This is a genomic window from Microbacterium sp. P5_E9 (genome assembly GCF_054049175.1).
Window position 1 is genome coordinate 568556 of record NZ_JBFUMV010000001.1, and the last position, 21767, is coordinate 590322.

Below are 21767 nucleotides of genomic sequence, written 5' to 3' on the forward strand. Positions count from 1 at the left end.
TCCGGCCCCTCGATGCGCGGCGGTCCGGTCGTGACCACGAGAACTAGGGCTTGTGCTCTGCGGTGCCGTCCGCCGGCGCGGGCGGCGCCGAGGCGGTCACCGCCGGGTCGGCGACCACGGAGGCGGCGGTCGCATCGGCGGTCGCCGTCTTCTCGTCTTCGTCCTTCATGGCCTTCATCTCGCCCTTGAAGACGCGTGCGGACTGGCCGACGCTCTTGGCCAGTGCGGGAAGCTTCGCAGCACCGAAGAGGAGGAGGATGACGGCGAGCAGGATGAGGAGGTGCCAGCCGTTCAGGTTTCCGAACATTTTGCGCTCCGTCGTATCAGGTGAAAGGTCAGCTCAGTCTACCCCTGGCCACCGGCCAGATCTCGGCGGAGCGGTGGGTCAGCGGTATTGCGCGAGTCCGGCCGCCGCCCATTCGGCGGCCGCGCGGCGGGCGCCCTCGGGCGCGAGGATCTCCAGCTCGCCGCCTCGCCGAGCGGCGAGCCGCCGAAGGCTCACTTCATCGGCGACGTGCATGGTCGCGGTCGACTCGCCGTTGACCGTCTCCACGTCGGCGCGGTCGAGATAGTCCCCCAACAGGGACGTGACCGCGTCGGGGAACCGCACGCGCGCGACGATGTCGGTGTCGACGGACTCGAACCAGCCGTTCACCGCATCCCCTGCGTGGGTGATGGGGATGTCGGTGAGTCGCAGGTCGCTCACCCGGTCGAGGTGGAAGGTGCGCATCGCCTGACGGAGGTGGCACCAGCCCTGCAGGTACCACTGCCCCGTCGCGATGTGCACCTTCACCGGGTCGACGGTGCGCGTCGTGGCCGGGGCATCCGGAGCCTTGTAGGTGAACGAGACCGCCACCCGCTCGCGGAGGGCCTCCGACACGGCGTTGCGCGCCTCATCCACCGGCGCCGACGCGAGGATCATCTCGGCCGGAGCGCTGGACGCCCCGCGCGCGAGTTTCGCGAGCAGCCCGGCGAAGAGATCGGTGTCGCCGACGCCCGGAATCGTACTGGCGAGCTGCAGACCGGCGAGCAGCGCGGCGGCCTCGCGCGCGGTGAGCCGCGGCGACCGTTCCAGGCCGACCGAGTTGGTGATGACGATGATGCCGCGCTCATCGAGCAGGTCCCAGTCGATGTCGAACAGGTCGTTCGCCATCTGCCAATAGCCGCCGTCGCCGGGCAGTCCGATGACGGTCAGCTTCTCGACCATCCCGCGCATCTGGTCGGGCGTCACCTCGAACTCGTCGGCGGCCTCCTCGACCGAGACCTCGCCCTTGCCGATCAGGTAGGGCACGAGCTGCAGGATGAGGGCGGCCCGGTCGGTGGCGATGAGCGGCTTGCGCGCGGTCATGCGGCACCTCCGTGCAGGTCCAGCGTGGCCTGCAGCCGCGCGATGACGTGCTGCCGGAGGTCATCCGGTGCGACGACGCGCACCTCGGGACCGTACGAGGCGAGCTCGTCCGCGAACACATGGACGTCGACATACGGCACGTGGATGCCCTGGTCCGCGGGCGTCGCGCGGCGGCTGAGGCGCAATGCGGCCTCGGTGCCGGGGTCGACCTCCAGGAGCGCCCGCTGGCGGGCGGCGAGCTCCTCGAGCCCGGCGAGCGCGTGCTCGCCGGCGTCCTCGCGCAGCGCGGTGTCGAACGAGTCGCGGGTCACGGTGACGTCGCCGACGATCCGCGAAAGCAGGAAGGTGCGTTCAGCCGCGGCATCCAGATCCCGGCCGAAGACATGCCAGCGCGTCTCGTACTCGACGAGGGCCAGCGGCTGGATGCGACGCGTGCGCGGCTTCTGCCCGCCGGGCTTCAGATAGGGAAAGGTGACCGCCCTGCTCTGCTCGATCGCCAGCTGCAGGGCGGGGAAGGCGGGGTCGCGGAGGCTGATGCGCGGCGAGTAGCCGATGATCGGCTCGTCGACCGGGATGCCGAGCGCGCGGATCTTGCGCAGCCCGCTGCGCGCCTGCGCCGACATCGAGCTCTCGCTCCAGACGCCGCCGGCGAGGTTGAGCAGCGCGATCTCCGCGGGGGTGAATTCGATGTCTTCGGGGAGGGCGTATTCGGCGGTCGGCACGCGATAGCGGGCTTCGCGCAGGTCGTCGGGGTCGGCCCAGTCGCCGATCGTGTCGATGGGCACGCCGAGGCCGCGGAGACTCTCCTTGTCGCGCTCGAACATCTTCTCCAGCGCGTCCTTCGATGCGCCGGCTTCGCTCTGCTCGCGGTACCCCGAGACCGAGGACAGGATGGTGTCCTTCGTCAGCCCCTGCTCGGTCGCCATGAGGGCGACGACGAGGTTGACGAGACGCTCCTCGGGCGGGCTCTTCGGGGGGGAGTTGGCGGGCACTCCCTCATCCTAGGCGGAGCGCAATCCGCTGGATTCAACCGGCCGAAGCCTCGACCAGCCCCAGGATGTCGACGACGTAGACGTGCGCCGGGCCGTCCGCTCCTTCAGCGGGCGGAAGCACGACGAGAACCTGCGAGCCGACGGTGGCGCCCTTCAGGGCATCGGCGAACTCGGGGGCATCGTCGCCGAAGGAGATCGATGCGGGGGTCGCGTCCCACGTGGTGTCGATCACGCTATGGTCGTCCCAGTTCACGCCGGTGTACGCGACGAACGCCGCCTGGTCCCCCGTGACCTCGGGGCCGTCGCCCTTGATCAGGGTCTGCACCACGAGGTCCTTGGGCGGGTCATTGTCCGGGATGATGACCCCAGGGCGACCATCCGGTGCGCGCACGACGGTCGGCAGGCCGAGCGCGTCGTTGTAGACGAGCGAGCCGGTCGCGCGCGGGAGGTACACCTTGTGGAGGTCGACCACCGCGACGGCGGACTCGTCCTCTGCGATGCCCAGACTCGTGGCGGTCTCGGCAGCGATGCCGCCGGGCGGAATCGCGACGACGGTGCGGGAGCCCTCGGTGGCGCATTCCAGAGCGGTCTTGAACGCCGGGATCGTGCTCGTCCAGCCGTCGAAGGTGCCGACCTTGGACAGATCGCCGGTGTAGCCGGTGTCGACAGGCTTGGCGTCCGGTTCGCCGCCCACGATGTAGATGTCCACGACCATGAGCTGTCCGCTGGAGACCAGCGCCGGACCGGTGCCGGTGACGACGTCTTCGAAGGCGACCTCGTCGGTGTGGAACGGGGTGCTCACCGAGACGGTGGGCTTGTCGCCGATGTCGCCCGACACGCTGACCAGATCGGTCACGGCCGAGTCGGTCGATGCCGGTCGCGGGCAGGCTTGGGACGGGGCCGGGATCGCACAGCCGGCGAGTCCGACCGCGGTCAGTCCGAGGACCGCGAAAACAGCGGGGATCTTGCGCACCGGAACAGTCTAGGCGGTGGCTTCGTCGTCCCCGGACGCCTGTGCGGCGGTGCGTGCGCCGTCCGCGGCACGCTGTGCTTCGCGCACCCGCTTGCGCAGGTTCTTGTCGGTGATGTCGCGGTCGCCGACCGCTCCAGGCGTCCACAGCTCGACATCCTCGTCGCCGTAGCTGGACTTCGATGCCCGCCGCTTGACCTCGGGCGCGACGGCGCCCGGCGCCAGCCGGCGAGCCCAGAGGAGGAAGCCGGTGTGCGCGATCATCCGGTGGTCGGGGCGCACCGCGAGGCCCTCGACGTGCCACCCGCGCACCATGGTCTCGTTCGCCTCAGGTTCGGTGAACAGCCCGGTGGCGCGGATGTACTCCGCGACGCGGCTCAACTGGGTGGCGGTCGCGACGTAGCAGAGCACGACGCCGCCGGGCACGAGCGCGTCGGCCACGACGTCGATGCACTCCCAGGGCGCGAGCATGTCGAGCACGACACGATCGACGGATGCCTCGCCCGTCGCCGCGGCGAGGCCCTCGCCGAGATCTCCGACGCGGACATCCCAGTTGGTCGGAACCTCGCCGAGGAACGTCTCGACGTTGGCCTTCGCGACCTCGGCGAAGTCGGCACGCCGCTCGAACGAGGTGAGTCGCCCTTCCGTGCCGATCGCCCGCAGCAGCCACAGCGAGAGGGCACCCGAGCCGACACCGGCCTCGACCACGACCGCGCCGGGGAAGATGTCGGCCTCGGCCAGGATCTGCGCCGCGTCCTTGGGGTAGATGATCGCCGCCCCGCGCGGCATCGACATGACGAAGTCACGCAGCAGCGGGCGCAGCGCCAGGTACTCGTGGCCGGCGCTGCCGGTCACGACCGATCCGTCGGGCTGGCCGATGAGGGACGTGTGCTTGAGCACGCCGTGATGGGTGTGCAGCTCGCCGTCCGCTTTGAGGGTGATCGTGTGCAGCCGGCCCTTGGGGCCGGTCAACTGCACGCGGTCGCCGATCCGGAAGGGCCCGCTCGGTCGGTCGACGGTCATCGCGCGGTCCTCCGCTGTTGGGTGCGCGCGGTGTGCGCGGCGTGGAAGGCCGCGACATCCGCGGCAGTTCGTCCTTCGAGGGTCGGCCAGACGGCATGGGCGCCGGCCCCGGCGATCGACACCATGAGCGGCACACCGATGACCGCGGCGCCGGACGCCACGGCGGAACGCAGCCCGTTGGGCGAGTCCTCGATGGCGACCGTGTCGACCGGGTCCACCCCGAGTGCCTCGCACGCCTGCAGGTAGGGATCGGGGAAGGGCTTGGGGCGGGTGGCGTCGTCGCCGGCGATGATCAGGTCGAAGGCGTCGAAGTCGATGAGGTCGACGACCGTGGTCGCCATCCGGCGCAGCGACATCGTCACGAGCGCGGTCGGGACGCCTGCGGCGCGCAGGCTGGCGAGCAGTTCCTTGGCGCCCGGCCGGAAGGGAATCCCCTTGGTCGCGAGCTGTCCCATCACATCGTCGGTGAGATGGTCGACGATCGCACCGACCCCCATCCGGACGCCGGCGTCCTGAAAGATGCGCGCGGAGTCCTCGAGGCCCATGCCGACCAGCTGGAGTGCCTGCTCGTGCGACCAGGTGCCGCCGAACCTCTCGACGAGGGGTGTCTCGGCGGCCATCCAGTAGGGCTCTGTGTCGACGAGGGTGCCGTCCATGTCCCACAGAACGGCGGCTGGAGCTGGCGGAGTCACTGCTCCATCGTACCGAGGCCCCTGCGCGTGCCCGTCGCCCGTCCGCCGGACTGGGCGCCTATCCTGGAATCAGCTCACCGCGAGGTCATGAGGAGGCTGTGTGGACGGACTGGGACGCCGAGTGCTCGTGGCCGCGTTCGACGGCTGGAACGACGCGGGCGAGGCTGCCTCGGCCGCATTGGCACAGCTGCGCGAGGGCGGATCCTACGAACCCGCGTTCTCGGTCGACCCCGAGCTGTACTTCGACTACCAGTACACGCGCCCGCAGATCGCCGCCGAGGCCGATGGGCGGCGGCTGCTGCAGTGGCCCGAAGCGACCCTTCATCGCCCGGTCCGCTCCGCACGCGGCACCCAGCTGTGGCTGCTCACCGGCGTCGAGCCTGCCCGTGCCTGGCAGGCGTTCGCTGCGGAGTTCATCGACTTCGCGTTGAGCGAGGACATCACCGGCTTCGTGGCGATCGGGTCGATGATGTCGGACGTTCCGCACACCCGGCCGATCTCGATCTTCGCCGGCAGCGAGAACGAAGAGCTGCGGCAGAGCCTCAAGCTCGAGCGCAGCACGTACGAGGGCCCGGTGGGCATCCTCAGCGTCATCGCCAACGCGGCAGAGGCCGCCGGCATCCCGACCGCGAGCTTGTGGGCGAGCGTGCCGCACTACGTGGCCGGACACACCCCCTCGCCCAAGGCGACGCTGGCTCTGCTCGACCGGCTCGAAGACCTCACGAGCGCCAAGATCGACCGCGGCGACCTCGCCGCGGAGTCCGTGACGTGGGAGGCATCCATCGACGCGGCCGCGGCCGACGACGAGGAGATGACCGAGTACATCCGGCAACTCGAGCGGACGCGGGACACGTGGGACTCTCCGGAGGCCTCCGGGGATGCGATCGCGCAGGAGTTCGAGCGGTACCTCCGCCGCGGCGGCGACGGGCCGACCAAGCCCGGTCGGGACGAGCCGCGCCGGTGACGCCACCGGTCGCTGAGCTTGTCGAAGCGCCCTTCGACAAGCTCAGGAACCGCGTGGCTCAGTAGGGCTGGAGCACGCCCAGTGCCAGCAGCACGATGAGCGTCGTGCCCAGTGCGAGCCGGTAGATGACGAACGGCAGGAAGCTGTGCTTGGAGATCCAGCTCATCAGGAAGGCGATGATCCCGAGCGCCACGACGAACGCGACTCCGGTCGCCACCGCGGTCTCGCCGAGGGTGAAGACGGTCGGCTCGCCCAGGCTCTTGGCGAGCTGGTAGAGGCCGCTGCCGAACACCGCGGGGATGGCCAGCAGGAACGCGTAGCGCGCGGCGGCCGCCCGCTCGTAGCCGAGGAAGAGGCCGAGGGTGATCGTGCCGCCCGAGCGTGAGACGCCGGGGATGAGCGCGAGCGACTGCGCCAGGCCGTAGAAGATGCCGTGCGAGAGGGTGAGGTCCTCGAGCTTGCGTCGCTTGGCTCCCACCCAGTCCGCGACCCCGAGCAGGATGCCGAACACGATGAGGGTGCCTGCGATCAGCCACAGTGACCGGAACGTCGTCTCGATCTGGTCCTGGAAGAGCAGTCCGAGCACGACGATGGGGATCGTTCCGATGATGATGAGCCAGCCGATCCGGGCGTCCGGATCGTTGCGCGGGATGCGACCGACGAGCGCGCGGAACCAGTGCCCGACGATGCGGACGATGTCGCGCCAGAAGAACACCACGACCGCAGCCTCGGTGCCGAGCTGCGTGATCGCGGTGAACGCGGCGCCGGGATCCTGGGCGCTCGGCAGGAGCTCGCCGAGGATGCGCAGGTGCGCGCTCGAGGACACCGGGAGGAATTCGGTCAATCCCTGGACGAGTCCGAGGATGATCGCCTCGATGAGGTGCATGGAAGCCTTTCAGTAAGTGCGGATGAGGTCGGTCAGCACGCGCTGCCCGAAGATGAGCGCGTCCAGCGGCACCCGCTCGTCCACGCCGTGGAACATTCCGGTGAAGTCGAGATCGGCCGGCAGCCGCAGCGGTGCGAAGCCGTAGCCCGCGATGCCGAGCGCCGCGAGCGCCTTGTTGTCTGTGCCGCCGCCCATGAGATACGGGATGACCGGCACGCCGGGATCGTGACGCCCGAGAGCCGCCACCATCGCGTCGACAAGATCCCCTTCGAACGGCACCTCGAGCCCGATGTCCCCGTGCACGACCTCCACCTCGACATCGGCTCCGACGATCTGCCGGATGTCCGCGAGCACCTGCTCCTCGGTGCCGGGCAGCGCCCGCACGTCGATGAGGGCCTCAGCGCGGTCGGGGATCACGTTGTGCTTGTAACCGGCGGTGAGCCCGGTCGGGTTGGTGGTCGTCCGCAGCGTCGAGCGGAGGAATCCGGATGCCGCGCCCGTCGCATCGGCGAGCGCGTCAGGTTCGCCGGGGTCGCCGCCGGTGAGCTCGGCGAGCCCGTCGAGCAGCTGGCGCGTCGTGTCGGTGAGGCGGACGGGCCACTCGGTGCGTCCGAGGGCGGCGACGGCCTCGGCGAGGCGGGTCACCGCGTTGTCGGGGTGGTACCGGCTCCCGTGGCCCGCCTGACCGCGCGCGACCAGGCGGATCCACACCAGCGCCTTCTCGCCGACCTGCAGCAGGTACGCCCGACGGTCGCCCGCGAAGATCGAATAGCCGCCGACCTCGCTGATCGCCTCGGTCGCACCGGCGAACCATTCCGGCCGGTCGCGGACGACGAGCGCGGAGCCTTCGATGCCGCCGTTCTCCTCGTCGGCGAAGAACACCAGCACGAGATCGCGCTCCGGCTGCTCCCCCGCACGCAGCAGTTCGGCCACCGAGGCCAGGATCATGGCGTCCATGTCCTTCATGTCCACGGCGCCGCGTCCCCACAGCAGTCCGTCGCGGATCTCGCCGCCGAACGGGTCGACGCTCCAGTCCTCGGCGATCGCCGGGACCACGTCGAGGTGCCCGTGCAGGACGAGCGCAGGCTTGCTCGGGTCGCGTCCGGGAACGCGGGCCATGAGGTTCGTCCGCCGCGGAATCGGCTCGTAGAACTCGACTGTCAGGCCCAGGGCTTCGAGGTAGGCGCCGACGTATTCCGCGGCCTCGCGCTCGCCGTGCGCGCGCCCTCCGCCGAAGTTCGTCGTGTCGAAGCGGATGAGGTCCTGCGCGATCCGGACGACCTCGGGAAGGTCGGTTTCGGGCGTGGGCATGCGGACCAACCTACCGGTCTCACGTTGCCGCTCCGTTTCGCCGGGATGCCGCGAAAAGCGCTCCGTCGAGGTCGGTTCGGCACCCGCGGTTCGGAGCCCCGCGCGGAACGTGATAAAGTCGGTCCTCGGTTGCGAAACCGAAAAACCCATGCGCGGGTGGCGGAATAGGTAGACGCGCTAGCTTGAGGTGCTAGTGCCCGTATAGGGCGTGGGGGTTCAAGTCCCCCCTCGCGCACAGATGAAGAAAGCCCCGGTTATCCGGGGCTTTCTTCATTTCCGGGCTCAGCCGGGATCAGCCGGGCTCAGCCCAGCGTGACGTCGAACAGCAGGCCCAGCCCGTACGTGACGGCTGCGGCGCCGTAGCCGATGGCGAGCTGACGCAGCGCCCGTTTGAGCGGCGGGCCGCCGGACAGCAGCCCCACCATCGCGCCGGTCGCCATCAGGGCGATTCCGACGAGGACGAGTGCGATCAGCACCGCGGGCGCGCCGGACAGCCCGAAGATCCACGGCAGCACCGGGATGATCGCGCCCGAGGCGAAGAACAGGAAACTCGACAGCGCGGCGCCCCAGGCTCCCCCGACGACCTCGTGGTCCTCTCTCGCCTCGCTCTCGCGGCGATAGGGCTCGGAGCGGTCCGCGGCGTGCGCCGCGGCGACGACCTGCTGGGCGCGCTCCAGTGCCTCCTCGACGGGCATGCCGCGCGTGCGATAGACGAGGGCGAGTTCGTTCGCGTCGAGATCGAGATCGGGGAGCACGTCGTCGGCGAAGTTGTTCGGCTCGGTCGACTCGAGCAGTTCGCGCTGTGAGCGGACCGAGACGAACTCCCCCGCCCCCATCGACAGCGCGCCGGCGAGCAGCCCGGCGATGCCGCTGAACAGCACGAACTGGGGTGTCGCGCCGGCCGCGCCGATGCCCATGACGAGGGCGAGGTTGGACACCAAGCCGTCGTTCGCCCCGAAGACGGCGGCGCGGAAGGTCCCGGAGAGCCGCCGCCGGCCGCGGGCGGCGAGCCCGCGCACGACCTCGTGATGGATCTTCTCGTCGGCCGCCATCGCGGGGGTCGCGAACGGCTCGTCACTGTACGGTGAGCGCCCCTCCGAGTTCTGGGCGAGCGCGAGTACGAAGATCGACCCGAAGCTGCGCGCCATCCAGGCGAGGAGCCGCGTGCCGAGTCCCGGATGCGGCAGCCGGGACGGCTCGCCGCCGAGCAGACCGAGCCAGTGCGCCTCGTGGCGCCCCTCGGCGTCCGCCAGCGCGAGGAGGATGTCGCGCTCCTCACCGTCGCGCCGCGTGGCGAGTTCGCGGTAGACCCGCGCTTCCGCGCGTTCGCTCACCAGATAGCGGGCCCAGCGACGACGGTCGCGGGTGGTGGGTTCGGCGGGCGCGCTCAATGAAGCCTCCGGGCGGCGGTATCGGGAAACCATTCCACGCTAGCCAGAGTCCGGATGCCGCCCCTCATCCGGGCACGGATTGCCAGCATTTCGGACCCCCGAACGGGGCTCACCCCAACGCGGTGCGCAGCCCGCGCTCGCCCTCCGCCATCACCCGGGAGTGGGCCCAGGTGAACGCGGCGGCTAGGCCCTGACCCGCCCGCGCAGCAGGTCGATGCGGGCCTGCAGCTGCGCGACGGTGGCCTGCGCGACTGCCGGTCCGCCGCAGACCCGGCGCAGCTCCGCGTGCACCGCACCGTGCGGCTCGCCGGACTGGCGCGCATAGACGCTCACGAGGCTGTTGAGCAGCTGCCGCTGCTCCTTCAGCGTGCGGTGCAGCGCAGGCGGCGGCGCGGCCGCGGCATCCTCCTCGCTCGTTCCGACGCGTGCCTCGCGCACCGTGCGATGGCGGGTCTGCCGCGCCTGGCGCTGCAGGAGGAGCTCGTGCACGTGCTCGGGTTCGAGCAGGCCGGGAAGGCCCAGGAACTCCTCCTCCTCGGGCGTGCCGGGCACCGCGAGCTGCCCGAATTCGCGGCCGTCGAAGAGCACGCGGTCGAAGTGGGCCACCGAGCCGAGCGCCTGGTAGGTGAACTCGTCGGTCAGGGCATCCGAGGCGGAATCGCCGCGCTCGGCGGCGGCGAGCAGGTCATCGTCGAGCGCCCATTCGTCGTCGCCCTCCGAGTCGCGGTCGAGCGCATGGTCGCGCTCGCGCTCGAGTTCGTTCGCCAGGCCGAGCAGGGCCGGGACGTTGGGCAGGAAGACGCTCGCGGTCTCGCCGCGGCGGCGGGCGCGGACGAAACGGCCGATGGCCTGAGCGAAGAACAGCGGTGTCGACGCGCTGGTCGCGTAGACCCCCACCGCCAGCCGAGGCACGTCGACGCCCTCCGACACCATTCGCACCGCGACCATCCAGCGAGAAGTGCCCTGGGCGAAGGTCTCGATCCGCGAGGATGCCTCGGCTTCGTCGGAGAGGACGATCGTGGGCTCTTCCCCAGTGATCGTGCGGAGGATCGTGGCATACGCCCGCGCGGCGGTCTGGTCGGTCGCGATGACGAGCCCGCCGGCATCGGGCACCTGGGCGCGCACCTCGGTGAGCCGCCGGTCCGCGCCGCGCAGCACCGCCGGGATCCACTCGCCCTCGGGGTTGAGCGCGGTGCGCCACGCCTGGGCGGTGATGTCCTTGGTGTTGTCCTGGCCGAGCTGCGCTTCCATCTCGTCGCCCGTGCGCGTGCGCCACCGCATCGTGCCCGCGTAGACGAGGAAGATCACCGGGCGCACGACGCCGTCTTCGAGAGCGCGGCGATACCCGTACGCGTAGTCCGTGCGCGAGATCCGGATCCCCTTCTCGTCGGGGTGGTACTCCACGAACGGGATCGGAGCGGTGTCGCTGCGGAACGGCGTCCCCGACAGGAGCAGGCGCCGCGTCGCCCGCTGGTACGCCTCGCGCAGCGAGTCGCCCCAGCTGAGCGCGTCGCCCCCGTGGTGCACCTCGTCGAGGATCACGAGGCTGCGGCGGTCTTCGACCAGTCGCTGGTGGACGGATGCCTTGACCGCGACCTGCGCGTAGGTCACCGCGACGCCGTGATAGTGGCGGGCGGGGGCGACGTGCCGATTGCTGAACGACGGATCGAGCCGGATGCCGACGCGGGCAGCCGCGTCCGCCCACTGCGTCTTGAGATGCTCGGTCGGCGCCACGACGACGATGCGCTCGATCACCCGCCGCCGCATCAGCTCGCTGGCGAGTCGCAGCGCGAAAGTGGTCTTGCCGGCGCCGGGGGTGGCTGCGGCGAGGAAGTCGCGCGGTCCGTTTCCTGGACCGTCCGGGCCGTCGAGCGCGAAGTACCGGTCGAGGGCCTCGGCCTGCCAAGCCCGCAGCCTCTGGGCCGTGCCCCACGGGGCGCGCTGCGGGTACGACGGCGAGAGGTGCTCGGCGGCGAAGCCGCCGATATGGCCATCGTCGGTGCCGTCTGGGCGATCGGATTCGATCGCCGTGGCGGGATCCGCGAGGAGCGCGTCGTCGTCCATCGTCCCCTCCGCCCGCAACGCCGTGCACCCGCCGCACACAACGAGTCACCACCCTAGACGAGCCCGCTGACACGGACCGGGTCCTTCGGTGCGCGATAGCCTGAAGGACGGTCGCGAACCGAGGAAGAACCCATGACGACGAACGACGAACACCCCGACCCGTACTTCGAGAACCCGCAGCCGCACCCCTGGCGCCGCATGGTCGCCCTCGGCGACTCGTTCACCGAGGGCATCGGCGACCCCGAGCCTGACTCTCCCGGTGGTCACCGGGGTTGGGCCGACCGCGTCGCGGAGGTCCTGTCGCAGCAGGTCGTGGACTTCGCCTACGCGAATCTCGCGGTGCGCGGGCGGCTGATCGGGCAGATCGTCGCGGAGCAGGTCGATGCCGCGCTCGCCCTGAAGCCCGACCTCATCACGTTCTCCGCCGGAGGCAACGACGTCATCCGGCCGGGCAGCGACCCGGACGCGGTCGCACAGCAGTTCGAGGATGCCGTCGCGCGCCTGGTGAGCGGCGGCGCCACCGTCGTCGTGTTCACCGGCATCGACACGAACTTCACCCCGGTCTTCCGCAACCTCCGCGGCAAGGTCGCGATCTACAACGAGAACATCCGCGGCATCGCCGACCGCTATGACTGCGTCGTCGCCGACCAGTGGGCGCTCAAGGAGGTGCAGGACATGCGGTTCTTCGACGACGATCGCCTGCACATGAATCCGCTCGGCCACCACGAGGTGGCGCGTATGGTGCTGCGGACGCTCAACGTGCCCAACGACCTGCTGCCCATGCAGCCCGACCCGCTTCCCACGCGGACGTGGCGCGAGGCGCGCGCAGTCGACCTGGTGTGGGCGCGCGAGTACCTGGTGCCCTGGGTGCTGCGCCGCGTGCGCCACGAGTCCTCCGGCGACCTCATCACCGCCAAGCGCCCTGACCCGCTGCCGGTGCACCGTGCGGTCGCAGAGGCGGATGCCGAGCCCCACGTCCCGGACGCTCCGTAGCCGTCAGGCGCGACTGCCCAGCGCCCAGAGCGCCACAGCGCTCGCGGCGGCGACATTGAGCGAGTCCACTCCCCCGGTCATCGGAATCGTGACCACGCTGTCCGCCGCGGCCAGGGCATAGCGGCTCAGGCCGTCGCCCTCCGCGCCGAGCATCAGCGCGACGCGCTCCGGCCGATCCGCCGCGAACGCCTCGAGCGACACCGCGTCGTCGCTGAGGGCGAGGGCGGCGAGGTGGAAGCCGTGCTCGTGCAGGATGGTGCGGGTCTGCCGCCACTCCGGCAGCCGGGTCCATGGCACCTGGAACACGGTTCCCATGCTGACACGCACGCTCCGGCGGTAGAGCGGGTCGGCGCAGCGTGGACTCACCAGCACGGCGTCGGCGCCGAGACCGGCGGCCGCCCGGAAGATGGCGCCGATGTTCGTGTGGTCCATGATGTCCTCGAGCACGACGACGAGCCGGGCATCCGCGATCACCTCCGCGACGGTCGCCGGAACGGGCCGATGCATCGCAGCGAGCGCGCCCCGGTGCACGGCGTAACCGGTCAGTCCCTCAGCGACCTCGGCCGACACGACGTACACGGGCACCTCGGGGTGCTCAGCGAGCAGGACCTCGGCATCCGCTGTCCACTTCTCCTGCACGAGCACCGAGCGGGGCAGATGCCCGGCACCGAGCGCACGGGAGATGACCTTGGCCGACTCCGCGATGTAGAGACCGCCGGCGGGCTCGAGGATCCGGCGCAGCGCGATGTCGGTCAGGTCACGGTAGTCGCGGAGACGCGGGTCATCCGCCGCTTCAATCCGCTCGATCCGCACGGGACCACTCTTACACGGCATTCGTAACATGCCGGAAAAGCCGCTGGGCTACTCTCTGACCCAGGAGCAGAGCCGTGACGACAGTGACAGCGTTCGACCAGGCGACCGCCGCCTCCATCGAGGAGGCGCTGGACGCCCTTGCGGGGCGCCGCATCGCCGTGCTGACCGGTGCCGGCGTGTCGACGGATTCCGGTATCCCGGACTATCGCGGCAAGGGCGCACCCACCCGCACGCCGATGACCGCCGCGCAGTTCCTCGCCGACGAGCAGTCCCGCCGGCGTTATTGGGTGGGGAGCCATCTGGGCTGGCGAGCCTTCGCGGCCGCGCAGCCCAATGCCGGCCATCGCGCCCTCGCCGACCTCGAGACCAGCGGCGTCGCGGCCGGAGTCATCACGCAGAACGTCGACGGCCTGCACGTGCGTGCCGGCAGCCGGCGGGTCGTCGAGCTGCACGGCACCATGCGCCGGGTCTTCTGCACCCACTGCGGTCAGGTCTTCGATCGGCGGGATCTCGCCACCCGCGTCGAAGCAGACAACCCCTGGATCGCGATCCCCGACAGTGTGGCCCTCGGTCCGGACGGCGACGTGCTGCCCGAGAGCACGGACGGATTCCGCGTCCCCGCGTGCTCCGTGTGCGCCGGGATGCTCAAGCCCGACGTGGTCTTCTTCGGCGAGTTCATCCCGGCCGAGAAGTTCCGCGAGGCCGAGCAGCTCGTCGGTGCCGCGGACGCCCTCGTGGTCGCGGGCTCGTCGCTCGTGGTCAATTCCGGCATCCGTCTCGTCGAGCGCGCTCGACGGCGTCGACTCCCGGTCGTGATCATCAATCGCGGCGCCACCCGCGCCGATTCAAAGGCGACAGTCAAGATCGACTCGGGTACCAGCGAGGTGCTCCGTGCCTTCGCGGACGCACTGCCGGACACGCACGGACCCGCCCACTAGCGACGCTCGCGCCTCGAGCGTTCGGCCGAGGCACAGGCGCCCCCGCTAGGCTCGAAGAGTGACCGCGCTGACATTGATCCGCCACGGCGAGACCGACTGGAACCTCAATCAGCGCATCCAGGGGTCGACGGATGTTCCCCTCAACGACACCGGCCGCCGTCAGGCGAAGGATGCCGCAACCGCCCTCCGCGCTCATCTCGACTTCGACTCCCCGATCGTCGTGGTCTCCAGCGACCTGTCCCGTGCCCGGGAGACCGCCGAGATCATCGCGGACGAGCTCGGCGTGCGGGTCTCGCAGGTGTACCCGGGCCTGCGCGAGCGGTCCTACGGCGAGGCCGAGGGCGTCGGCGCCGAGGAGTTCCTCGCTCGGTGGGGGAATTGGCGAAGTGCCGAAGTGCCAGGGGCGGAGCCGTGGGCGCACCTGCGTCGCCGCGGACTGCGCGCCCTGCACGATGTCGTCCGCGACGCGCGGCGCGGGACCGCGCCGGCTGCGGCATCCGTCATCGCCGTCACGCACGGCGCGATGATCCGCGAGCTGCTCCGCCATGCCACCGCCGGCGAGCTCCCGGTGGACGGCGAGCGACTCGCCAACGGCGCCGCCTTCACGATGCGCTACGAGCGGGAGCGGCTGCAGCTGCTGTCGTATGCGCAGGCAACGGCCTAGGTCCGCCATGGCTGCCACGACGGTCGACGAGTACATCTCGGGCTTTCCGCCCGAGGTGGCAGGGCGCCTGCAGCGGATCCGGGAGATCATCGTCTCCGCGGTCGCCGCGGGGTCGGATGCCGAGCCCGAGGAGCGCATCCGCTATGGCATCGCCGCGGTCATGCTCGGCGGCCGGTATGCGCTGCACTTCGCGGGTTGGAAGAAGCACATCGGGCTCTACCCCGTGCCGCAGCTCGAGCCCGGGCTCGAGGCCGAGATCGCCCCGCATCGGGCCGAGAAGGACTCCGTCGTGTTCCCGCACGCGCAGCCGGTGCCGTACGAGCTGATCGGGCGGGTCGCCGAGGCGATCGTCGCCATGCGCCGCGACGGCGCAGCGGACTGACCCGGGCTCGACTCAGCGCTCCGCGCGGGAGAGCACGGCACGGGCGTGCCGCAGGACCGGCTCGTCGACCATCCCGCCCTCGTAGGCGAAGACACCGCGCTCGCCCACCGCGGCGGACAGCACGGCGTGGGCCCACGCCACTGTCTTCTCGTCCGGCCGATACGCTGTGCGAACGACCTCGACCTGGCTGGGGTGGATGCACGCGGTCGCCGTGAAGCCGGAGGCCGCGGCATCCGTCGCCTCGATCTTCAGGCGCCGCACGTCGTCGATGGCGAGATGCACGGTGTCGATCGCAGCCTTGCCGGCGGCGCCCGCCGCCAGCAGCACGCGCGCCCGGGCGAAGCGTGCGACATCGCGGTAGCGGCCGCTCGGCTTGCGGCTCGAGGTGCCGCCGAGGCCCGCGACGAGATCCTCCGCCCCCCACATCAGCGCGGTCACATTGCGGAGTTCGGCGATGCGCTCGGCGTGCGCGACGCCTCTCGCCGTCTCGAGGAGCGCGATGACCTCGAACCGCGAGTCCACGCGGCGGATCCGCTTGGCCGACTCGGCCTTGGCGACCATGATGCGCCGGAAGTCGGTCTGCGAGAGGGTCGCGAGGTCGGCGGCGATCTGATCCCCGTCGAGCGGGTTCACGCGCACGATCACGCGCTCGGGATCGAGGTCGGTCTCGATCAATGCGCCACGTGCGGCGCGCTTGGCCGCGGGAGCCACAGCGTCCTCGAGATCGAGGATGACCCCGTCGGCCCGCTCCAGCGCCTTGGCGTACCGCTCCGGGCGATCGGCGGGACAGAACAGCAGCGCCGGACCGAGGGTGAAGGTGCTCATGCCGGCGCCTCGCCGTTGGTTGCGGCCGCCGGATCGAGTGGCGGCGCAGCCGCTGTATCGAGATCGTCCGCGCACCACATCAGGGCGATGCGGGATGCCGTCGCCACCACCACCCCGTCTTGATTGCGGCCGGTGTGGGCCATCGTGACGAGCCCCTGTCCCGGACGAGAGGCGGACAGGCGCTTCGCGACGATCTCGGTCTCGCAGTAGAGCGTGTCGCCGTGGAACAGCGGATGCGGAAAGGCGATGTCGGTGAGCCCCACCTGCGCGACGAGGGTTCCCTGCGTCAATTGGGAGACGGATGCCCCGACCATGGTCGCCAGCGTCCACATCGAGTTCATCAGGCGCTGGCCGAAGGGCTGGGTCGCAGAGAAGGCCGCGTCGAGATGGAGTGCCTGCGCGTTCATCGTGAGCGACGAGAACAGCACGTTGTCAGCCTCGGTCGCGGTGCGCCCCGGTCGGTGCACGTAGCGGGCACCGACCTCGAACTCCTCGAAGTACAGCCCGCGCTGCACGATCTCCACCGCCGGCATGTCATCGCCCATGGCCGTCACGCTACCCGTGCAGTCCGAGCGCCCGCGAGATCACGAGCAGCTGCACCTCGGAAGTGCCCTCGCCGATCTCGAGGATCTTCGAGTCGCGGTAGTGCCGGGCGACCGGGTACTCGTTCATGAAGCCGTTCCCGCCGAACACCTGCGTGGCGTCGCGGGCGTTGTCCATCGCGGCGTCGCTCGCGGTCAGCTTCGCGATGGCCGCCTCGGTCTTGAACGGCTTGCCTGCGTCGCGCAGCCGCGCCGCGTGGTGCCATGCGAGGCGGGCGTTGTGCACCCGCACCTGCATCCGCGCGATCGTGAACTGGATGCTCTGCCGCGTCGAGAGCTGCTCGCCGAAGACGATCCGCTTCTTGGCGTAGTCGACGGCCGCTTCGAGGCATCCCTCTGCGGCCCCCGTGGACAGCGCGGCGATGGCGATGCGGCCTTCGTCGAGGATGTGCAGAAAGCTCGCGAAACCCCGTCCGCGCTCGCCGAGGAGGTTCGCCTCCGGCACCCGCGCGTCCTGGAAGGTCAGCGGGTGCGTATCGGAGGCGTGCCAGCCGACCTTGTCATACGGCGCCTCCACGGTGAAGCCGGGCGTGCCGTTGGGGACGATGATCGTCGAGATCTCCTTGCGGCCATCCGTTTCGCCGGTCACGGCGGTGACCGTGACGAACCGCGTGATGGCGGTGCCGGAGTTGGTGATGAACTGCTTCGAACCGTTGATCACCCATTCGCCGCCGTCCAGGCGCGCGGTCGTGCGGGTGGCTCCGGCATCCGATCCCGCCTCCGGCTCGGTCAGACCGAATCCGGCGAGAGCCGTGCCGGCGAGCAGGTCTGGGAGCAGCCGCTGCTTCTGCTCGTCGGTGCCGAAGCGGAACACCGGCATGGCGCCGAGGCTGACGCCCGCCTCGAGGGTGATGGCGAGCGACTGGTCGACCCGGCCGAGCGCCTCGATGGCCAGGCACAGCGCGAAGTAGTCGCCGCCCTGTCCGCCGAACTCCTCGGGGAACGGCAGGCCGAACAGCCCCAGCTCCCCCATCTGCGCGACGACGTCGAGCGGCAGGGTCTTGGTGCGATCGGCCTCGTACGACCGGGGCGCGACGACTTCGTCGGCGAACTCGCGCACCAGGGCTGCGAGCTCGCGCTCGTCGTCGGTGAGGGTGTACTGATCCATGGAGTGCTCCTCAGGGGGTCAGGAGGGTAAGGCGCCGGCCGGGGTCGGCGGGTCGTCGTGGCCAGTGCCGACAGGGGTCGTGTCGGCGACGACGTGGGCGAGGATCTGATCGCGGCGCACTTGAGCGCCCACTGCGACGTCGACGCGGACGATCCCGCCGTGGGGGGCGATGACGGGGTGCTCCATCTTCATGGCCTCGATCGTCACGATGCGGTCGCCCGCGGCGACGCGCGCCCCCGGTGCGACATGCACGGCGACGACCGCGCCGGGCATCGGCGACCGCAGCTCGGGAGCGGCGGCCGCTTCGTCGCGGCCGAGGGCGGCGAGCCGGCGCTCCATGGCCGCGCGGCGGCTCAGCGGGACCAGCCGGTGCGTGTCGCCGTCGGCGTGCACCCAGATCGCGCCCTCGGCGTCGGTCACGGTGGAGGTGGCGGATGCTGCTCGTTCCTGGGCTTCGATGCGGCCAGAAGTGACACCTTCAGGCGGGGCTTCGACGGTGTGGAGGTGGCCCGCGTCGTCGGCGAACAGCGCCTGCGCCCGGTCGGGCGATCCGCCCAGCCGCCAGCCGGTGCGCGCGAGCCAGAGCGGCGAAGCATCGCGGTGACGGGAGACCGGATGCCGCGGCGCGAGCAGCGCGGCAGCCTCCAGGGCGGCGGGGGTCGGAGCGGGAGCAGCGAAGGGCGGGAGCCGGTCGATGATCCCGGTGTCGAGATCGCCCGCGCGGACCGCCGGGTCGGCCAGGAGAGCCCGGAGGAACGCGATGTTGGTGTCGACGCCGAGCACGACGGTGTCGCCGAGCGCGGCATCCAGGCGCGTCAGCGCCTCAGCGCGGTCGGCGCCGTGGGCGATGACCTTCGCGATCATCGGGTCGTAGTCGCCCGTCACGGCCGAGCCGGTCTCAACCGCGGAGTCCGTTCGTGCGTCCGGTGCGGCCCGGAACAGCAGGATGTCGCCGGTCGACGGGAGGAACCCGCGCGCCGGGCTCTCGGCGTAGACCCTCGCCTCGATGGCGTGCCCGTCGAGCCGCACGTCCCCCTGAGCGATCTCCAGCGGCAGTCCGGCTGCTGCCCGCAGCTGCTGCTCGACGAGGTCGATGCCGGTGACGAATTCGGTGACGGGGTGCTCCACCTGCAGCCGGGTGTTCATCTCGATGAAGAAGAACTCGTCGGGGCGGTCTGCGGCGACCAGAAACTCGACGGTCCCGGCCCCGACGTAGTCGACACTCGCGGCGGCCGCGCACGCGGCGGCGCCCAGTCGTTCTCTGGTCGCGGGGTCGATGATCGGTGATGGTGCCTCTTCGATGACCTTCTGGTGGCGCCGCTGCAGGGTGCACTCGCGCTCGCCGAGGTGGATCACCGTGCCGTGCGCGTCGGCGAGCACCTGCACCTCGATGTGGCGCGGTCGATCGATGAGCCGCTCCAGGAGCAGGGTGTCATCGCCGAAGGCGGCGGCGGCGACCCGTCGGGCGGTCGCGAGCGCCTCCGGCAGCTCGTCCGCCGCACGCACGATCTGCATGCCCTTGCCTCCGCCGCCCGCGGAAGGCTTCACCAGGAGCGGGTATCCGGTGACGGCCGCGGCGGCGGCGATCTCGGCATCCGTCATCGCGGTGCCGTCTGATCGGACAGCGCTGAAACCGGGCACGACCGGCACGCCGTACGCCGCGACATGATCTTTCGAGCGGATCTTGTCGCCCATGACGTCGAGCGCGCGCTCGCCCGGACCGATGAAGACGATCCCGGCGTCGGCGCACGCGCGTGCGAACTCCGCGTTCTCAGAGAGGAAGCCGTAGCCCGGGTGGATCGCCTGCGCGCCCGCCCGGAGTGCGGCGTCGATCACGGCGTCGCCGTCGAGGTACGAGCGTGCGGCCGGCGCTGGTCCGATACGGACCGCGACGTCGGCCTCGCGCACGTGTGGCGCGTCGGCGTCGGCGTCGCTGTAGACGGCGACGGAGCGGATGCCGAGCCGCCGCAGGGTGCGGATGACCCGGCGGGCGATCTCGCCGCGATTCGCGACGAGCACAGTGTCGAAGAGCGAGCCCACCGGTTGGTGAGCTTGTCGAACCACAGGGGCCAATGGCATGGCGCTCACATCCGGAAGACGCCGAAGCGCGGCTCGGGGAGGGATCCGCGGGAGACGACGTCGAGGGCGAGGCCCAGAGTGTCGCGGGTCTCGGCGGGGTCGATCACACCGTCGTCCCACAGGCGGGCCGTGGCGTAGTAGGGGCTGCCCTGCTCTTCGTAGCGGGCGCGGATCGGCGCCTCGAAGGCCGACTGCTCCTCCGAGGTCCACGCGTCGCCGCGGGCGTCGAGCTGGTCGCGCTTCACGGTCGACAGTACGGACGCCGCCTGCTGTCCGCCCATGACCGAGATGCGGCTGGCGGGCCAGGTCCACAGGAACCGCGGCGAATACGCGCGGCCGCACATCGAGTAGTTGCCCGCGCCGAACGATCCGCCGATGACCACGGTGAGCTTCGGAACCCGCGTGGTCGCGACCGCCGTGACCATCTTGGCCCCGTCCTTCGCGATGCCCCCGGCCTCGGCATCCGTTCCGACCATGAAGCCCGAAATGTTCTGCAGGAACATGATCGGCGTCTCACGCTGGTCGCACAGTTCGATGAAGTGCGCGCCCTTGAGCGCCGACTCGCCGAACAGCACGCCGTTGTTCGCGACGATCCCGACCGGATGGCCATGGATGTGCGCGAAGCCCGTGACGAGGGTCGTGCCGTACTCGCGCTTGAACTCGTGGAACTCGCTCCCGTCGACGAGGCGCGCGATCACCTCTCGCACGTCGTAGGGCTGGTTGACGTCCACCGGCACCACGCCGTACAGGTCTGCCGGGTCGGCGACCGGGTCGACCGCCTCGCGCACGCGGACGAAGGGCTCCGCCGGAGGCGGGAAGGTCGCGACGATGTCGCGGACGATCTCGAGTGCCTGTTCGTCATCGTCGGCGAGGTGGTCCACGACGCCCGAGCGGCGCGCGTGCAGCTCTCCCCCGCCGAGCTCCTCGGCCGTGACGATCTCGCCGATCGCGGCTTTGACCAGGGGTGGTCCGCCGAGGAAGATCGTGCCCTGATTGCGGACGATGACCGTCTCATCGCTCATCGCGGGCACGTATGCCCCGCCGGCGGTGCACGATCCGAGCACAGCGGCGATCTGCGGGATGCCCACCGCCGACAGCCGGGCCTGGTTGTAGAAGATCCGGCCGAAGTGGTCGCGATCGGGGAACACCTCGTCCTGCATGGGAAGGAATGCGCCGCCGGAGTCGACCAGGTACACGCACGGCAGCCGGTTCTCGAGCGCCACTTCCTGGGCGCGGAGGTGCTTCTTCACCGTCAGCGGGTAGTAGGTGCCGCCCTTGACCGTCGCATCGTTGCAGACCACCATGACGTGTCGACCGTGGACCAGCCCGATCCCGGTGATGAGACCCGCGGCGGGCGCCTCGCCGTCGTAGAGTCCGTCGGCGGCGAGGGGCGCCAGTTCGAGGAACGGACTGCCCTCATCGAGCAGGCGCGCGACACGATCCCTGGGCAGCAGCTTGCCCCGTGAGACATGTCGCTCGCGTGAGCCGACGGGCCCGCCTTCTGCCGTCCGGGCGCGCTTGTCGCGCAGCGCCCCGGCCAGCGCACGCTGGCCCTGATCGTTCCGTTCGAACGCCTCGTCGCGGGTCGCGACGCTGGGCAGAGCGCTCATCACACCTCCGACGTCGACATCGACGTCACGATCGGATCACATCGGTTGATCGATCCCACACGGACTGGTTAGTGTTCACTAACTGGGTCACCAGGTTAGCGAGGATTAACTG

Annotated in this window: 21 protein-coding genes and 1 tRNA gene; 6 read left to right on the top strand and 16 right to left on the bottom strand. The window is 70.6% G+C overall.

Annotated elements, in window-relative coordinates; genetic code table 11:
• Nucleotides 1–43: 43 nt before the first annotated feature.
• The 6 genes from tatA to ACXJ3V_RS02870 all read right to left on the bottom strand — a co-directional run bounded on the left by tatA (nucleotide 44) and on the right by ACXJ3V_RS02870 (nucleotide 5025).
• Complete coding sequence (gene tatA, locus ACXJ3V_RS02845; RefSeq protein ID WP_457098733.1) at nucleotides 44–307, bottom strand: Sec-independent protein translocase subunit TatA; 264 nt, start codon at nucleotides 305–307, stop codon at nucleotides 44–46.
• A gap of 78 nt (nucleotides 308–385) precedes the next feature.
• Entirely contained in the window at nucleotides 386–1348 is a 963-nt protein-coding gene (locus ACXJ3V_RS02850) for a helix-turn-helix transcriptional regulator (protein ID WP_457098734.1), read from the bottom strand.
• Complete coding sequence (locus ACXJ3V_RS02855; RefSeq protein ID WP_457098735.1) at nucleotides 1345–2340, bottom strand: helix-turn-helix transcriptional regulator; 996 nt, start codon at nucleotides 2338–2340, stop codon at nucleotides 1345–1347. Before ACXJ3V_RS02855 ends, ACXJ3V_RS02850 begins: the two co-directional genes overlap by 4 nt.
• A gap of 34 nt (nucleotides 2341–2374) precedes the next feature.
• Nucleotides 2375–3313: an FKBP-type peptidyl-prolyl cis-trans isomerase gene (locus tag ACXJ3V_RS02860; protein ID WP_457098736.1), complete on the bottom strand. Its 939-nt coding sequence runs from the start codon at nucleotides 3311–3313 to the stop codon at nucleotides 2375–2377.
• A gap of 9 nt (nucleotides 3314–3322) precedes the next feature.
• Nucleotides 3323–4333: a tRNA (adenine-N1)-methyltransferase gene (locus ACXJ3V_RS02865; RefSeq protein ID WP_457098737.1), complete on the bottom strand. Its 1011-nt coding sequence runs from the start codon at nucleotides 4331–4333 to the stop codon at nucleotides 3323–3325.
• Complete coding sequence (locus ACXJ3V_RS02870; RefSeq protein WP_457098738.1) at nucleotides 4330–5025, bottom strand: HAD family hydrolase; 696 nt, start codon at nucleotides 5023–5025, stop codon at nucleotides 4330–4332. The genes ACXJ3V_RS02865 and ACXJ3V_RS02870 overlap by 4 nt, the downstream gene beginning before the upstream one ends.
• A 100-nt stretch (nucleotides 5026–5125) precedes the next feature.
• On the opposite strand from ACXJ3V_RS02870, the gene ACXJ3V_RS02875 reads away from it, so the two are divergent.
• Nucleotides 5126–5989 (top strand): PAC2 family protein, encoded by an 864-nt coding sequence (locus tag ACXJ3V_RS02875; protein WP_457098739.1) that lies wholly within the window; start codon nucleotides 5126–5128, stop codon nucleotides 5987–5989.
• Nucleotides 5990–6047: 58 nt separating this feature from the next.
• Here the strand turns inward: ACXJ3V_RS02875 and ACXJ3V_RS02880 are convergent, their stop codons facing one another.
• Entirely contained in the window at nucleotides 6048–6875 is an 828-nt protein-coding gene (locus ACXJ3V_RS02880; RefSeq protein ID WP_457098740.1) for an undecaprenyl-diphosphate phosphatase, read from the bottom strand.
• A 9-nt stretch (nucleotides 6876–6884) separates the two neighbouring features.
• Nucleotides 6885–8186, bottom strand: a complete 1302-nt coding sequence (locus ACXJ3V_RS02885; protein WP_457098741.1) for a M20/M25/M40 family metallo-hydrolase — start codon at nucleotides 8184–8186, stop codon at nucleotides 6885–6887.
• Between the two features lie 150 nt (nucleotides 8187–8336).
• Between ACXJ3V_RS02885 and ACXJ3V_RS02890 the strand changes: the two genes are divergently transcribed.
• Nucleotides 8337–8421 (top strand) — tRNA-Leu (locus tag ACXJ3V_RS02890).
• A 67-nt stretch (nucleotides 8422–8488) separates the two neighbouring features.
• Here the strand turns inward: ACXJ3V_RS02890 and ACXJ3V_RS02895 are convergent.
• Nucleotides 8489–9577: a VIT1/CCC1 transporter family protein gene (locus ACXJ3V_RS02895; protein ID WP_457098742.1), complete on the bottom strand. Its 1089-nt coding sequence runs from the start codon at nucleotides 9575–9577 to the stop codon at nucleotides 8489–8491.
• A 183-nt stretch (nucleotides 9578–9760) separates the two neighbouring features.
• The gene (locus ACXJ3V_RS02900; protein WP_457098743.1) at nucleotides 9761–11641 is read right to left on the bottom strand and encodes a DEAD/DEAH box helicase; all 1881 of its coding nucleotides are present in this window, start codon (nucleotides 11639–11641) and stop codon (nucleotides 9761–9763) included.
• Nucleotides 11642–11773: 132 nt separating this feature from the next.
• Between ACXJ3V_RS02900 and ACXJ3V_RS02905 the strand changes: the two genes are divergently transcribed.
• Nucleotides 11774–12634 carry an SGNH/GDSL hydrolase family protein gene (locus tag ACXJ3V_RS02905; protein WP_457098744.1) on the top strand — a complete coding sequence of 287 codons (861 nt, stop codon included), beginning with the start codon at nucleotides 11774–11776 and terminating at the stop codon, nucleotides 12632–12634.
• A gap of 3 nt (nucleotides 12635–12637) precedes the next feature.
• Here ACXJ3V_RS02905 and ACXJ3V_RS02910 read toward each other — a convergent pair whose 3' ends face one another.
• Nucleotides 12638–13447, bottom strand: coding sequence for a TrmH family RNA methyltransferase (locus ACXJ3V_RS02910; RefSeq protein ID WP_457098745.1), 810 nt, complete (start codon nucleotides 13445–13447; stop codon nucleotides 12638–12640).
• 74 nt (nucleotides 13448–13521) lie between these two features.
• Between ACXJ3V_RS02910 and ACXJ3V_RS02915 the strand changes: the two genes are divergently transcribed.
• From ACXJ3V_RS02915 to ACXJ3V_RS02925, 3 genes are read left to right on the top strand one after another with little or no spacing between them, the layout of a single operon-like run.
• Complete coding sequence (locus tag ACXJ3V_RS02915; RefSeq protein WP_457098746.1) at nucleotides 13522–14385, top strand: Sir2 family NAD-dependent protein deacetylase; 864 nt, start codon at nucleotides 13522–13524, stop codon at nucleotides 14383–14385.
• A gap of 58 nt (nucleotides 14386–14443) precedes the next feature.
• The gene (locus tag ACXJ3V_RS02920) at nucleotides 14444–15049 is read left to right on the top strand and encodes a histidine phosphatase family protein (protein WP_457098747.1); all 606 of its coding nucleotides are present in this window, start codon (nucleotides 14444–14446) and stop codon (nucleotides 15047–15049) included.
• A gap of 7 nt (nucleotides 15050–15056) precedes the next feature.
• Entirely contained in the window at nucleotides 15057–15431 is a 375-nt protein-coding gene (locus tag ACXJ3V_RS02925; protein WP_457098748.1) for an iron chaperone, read from the top strand.
• A gap of 12 nt (nucleotides 15432–15443) precedes the next feature.
• Here the strand turns inward: ACXJ3V_RS02925 and ACXJ3V_RS02930 are convergent, their stop codons facing one another.
• Genes ACXJ3V_RS02930 through ACXJ3V_RS02950 form a run of 5 tightly spaced genes read right to left on the bottom strand, consistent with a single transcriptional unit; the run spans nucleotide 15444 to nucleotide 21655 of the window.
• Entirely contained in the window at nucleotides 15444–16256 is an 813-nt protein-coding gene (locus tag ACXJ3V_RS02930; protein ID WP_457098749.1) for an HpcH/HpaI aldolase/citrate lyase family protein, read from the bottom strand.
• Nucleotides 16253–16801: a MaoC family dehydratase gene (locus ACXJ3V_RS02935; RefSeq protein WP_457098750.1), complete on the bottom strand. Its 549-nt coding sequence runs from the start codon at nucleotides 16799–16801 to the stop codon at nucleotides 16253–16255. The genes ACXJ3V_RS02930 and ACXJ3V_RS02935 overlap by 4 nt, the downstream gene beginning before the upstream one ends.
• A 10-nt stretch (nucleotides 16802–16811) precedes the next feature.
• Entirely contained in the window at nucleotides 16812–17966 is a 1155-nt protein-coding gene (locus ACXJ3V_RS02940) for an acyl-CoA dehydrogenase family protein (protein ID WP_457098751.1), read from the bottom strand.
• Nucleotides 17967–17984: 18 nt separating this feature from the next.
• The gene (locus ACXJ3V_RS02945) at nucleotides 17985–20045 is read right to left on the bottom strand and encodes an ATP-binding protein (RefSeq protein WP_457098752.1); all 2061 of its coding nucleotides are present in this window, start codon (nucleotides 20043–20045) and stop codon (nucleotides 17985–17987) included.
• Between the two features lie 5 nt (nucleotides 20046–20050).
• Nucleotides 20051–21655: a carboxyl transferase domain-containing protein gene (locus ACXJ3V_RS02950; RefSeq protein WP_457098753.1), complete on the bottom strand. Its 1605-nt coding sequence runs from the start codon at nucleotides 21653–21655 to the stop codon at nucleotides 20051–20053.
• Nucleotides 21656–21767 lie beyond the last annotated feature (112 nt).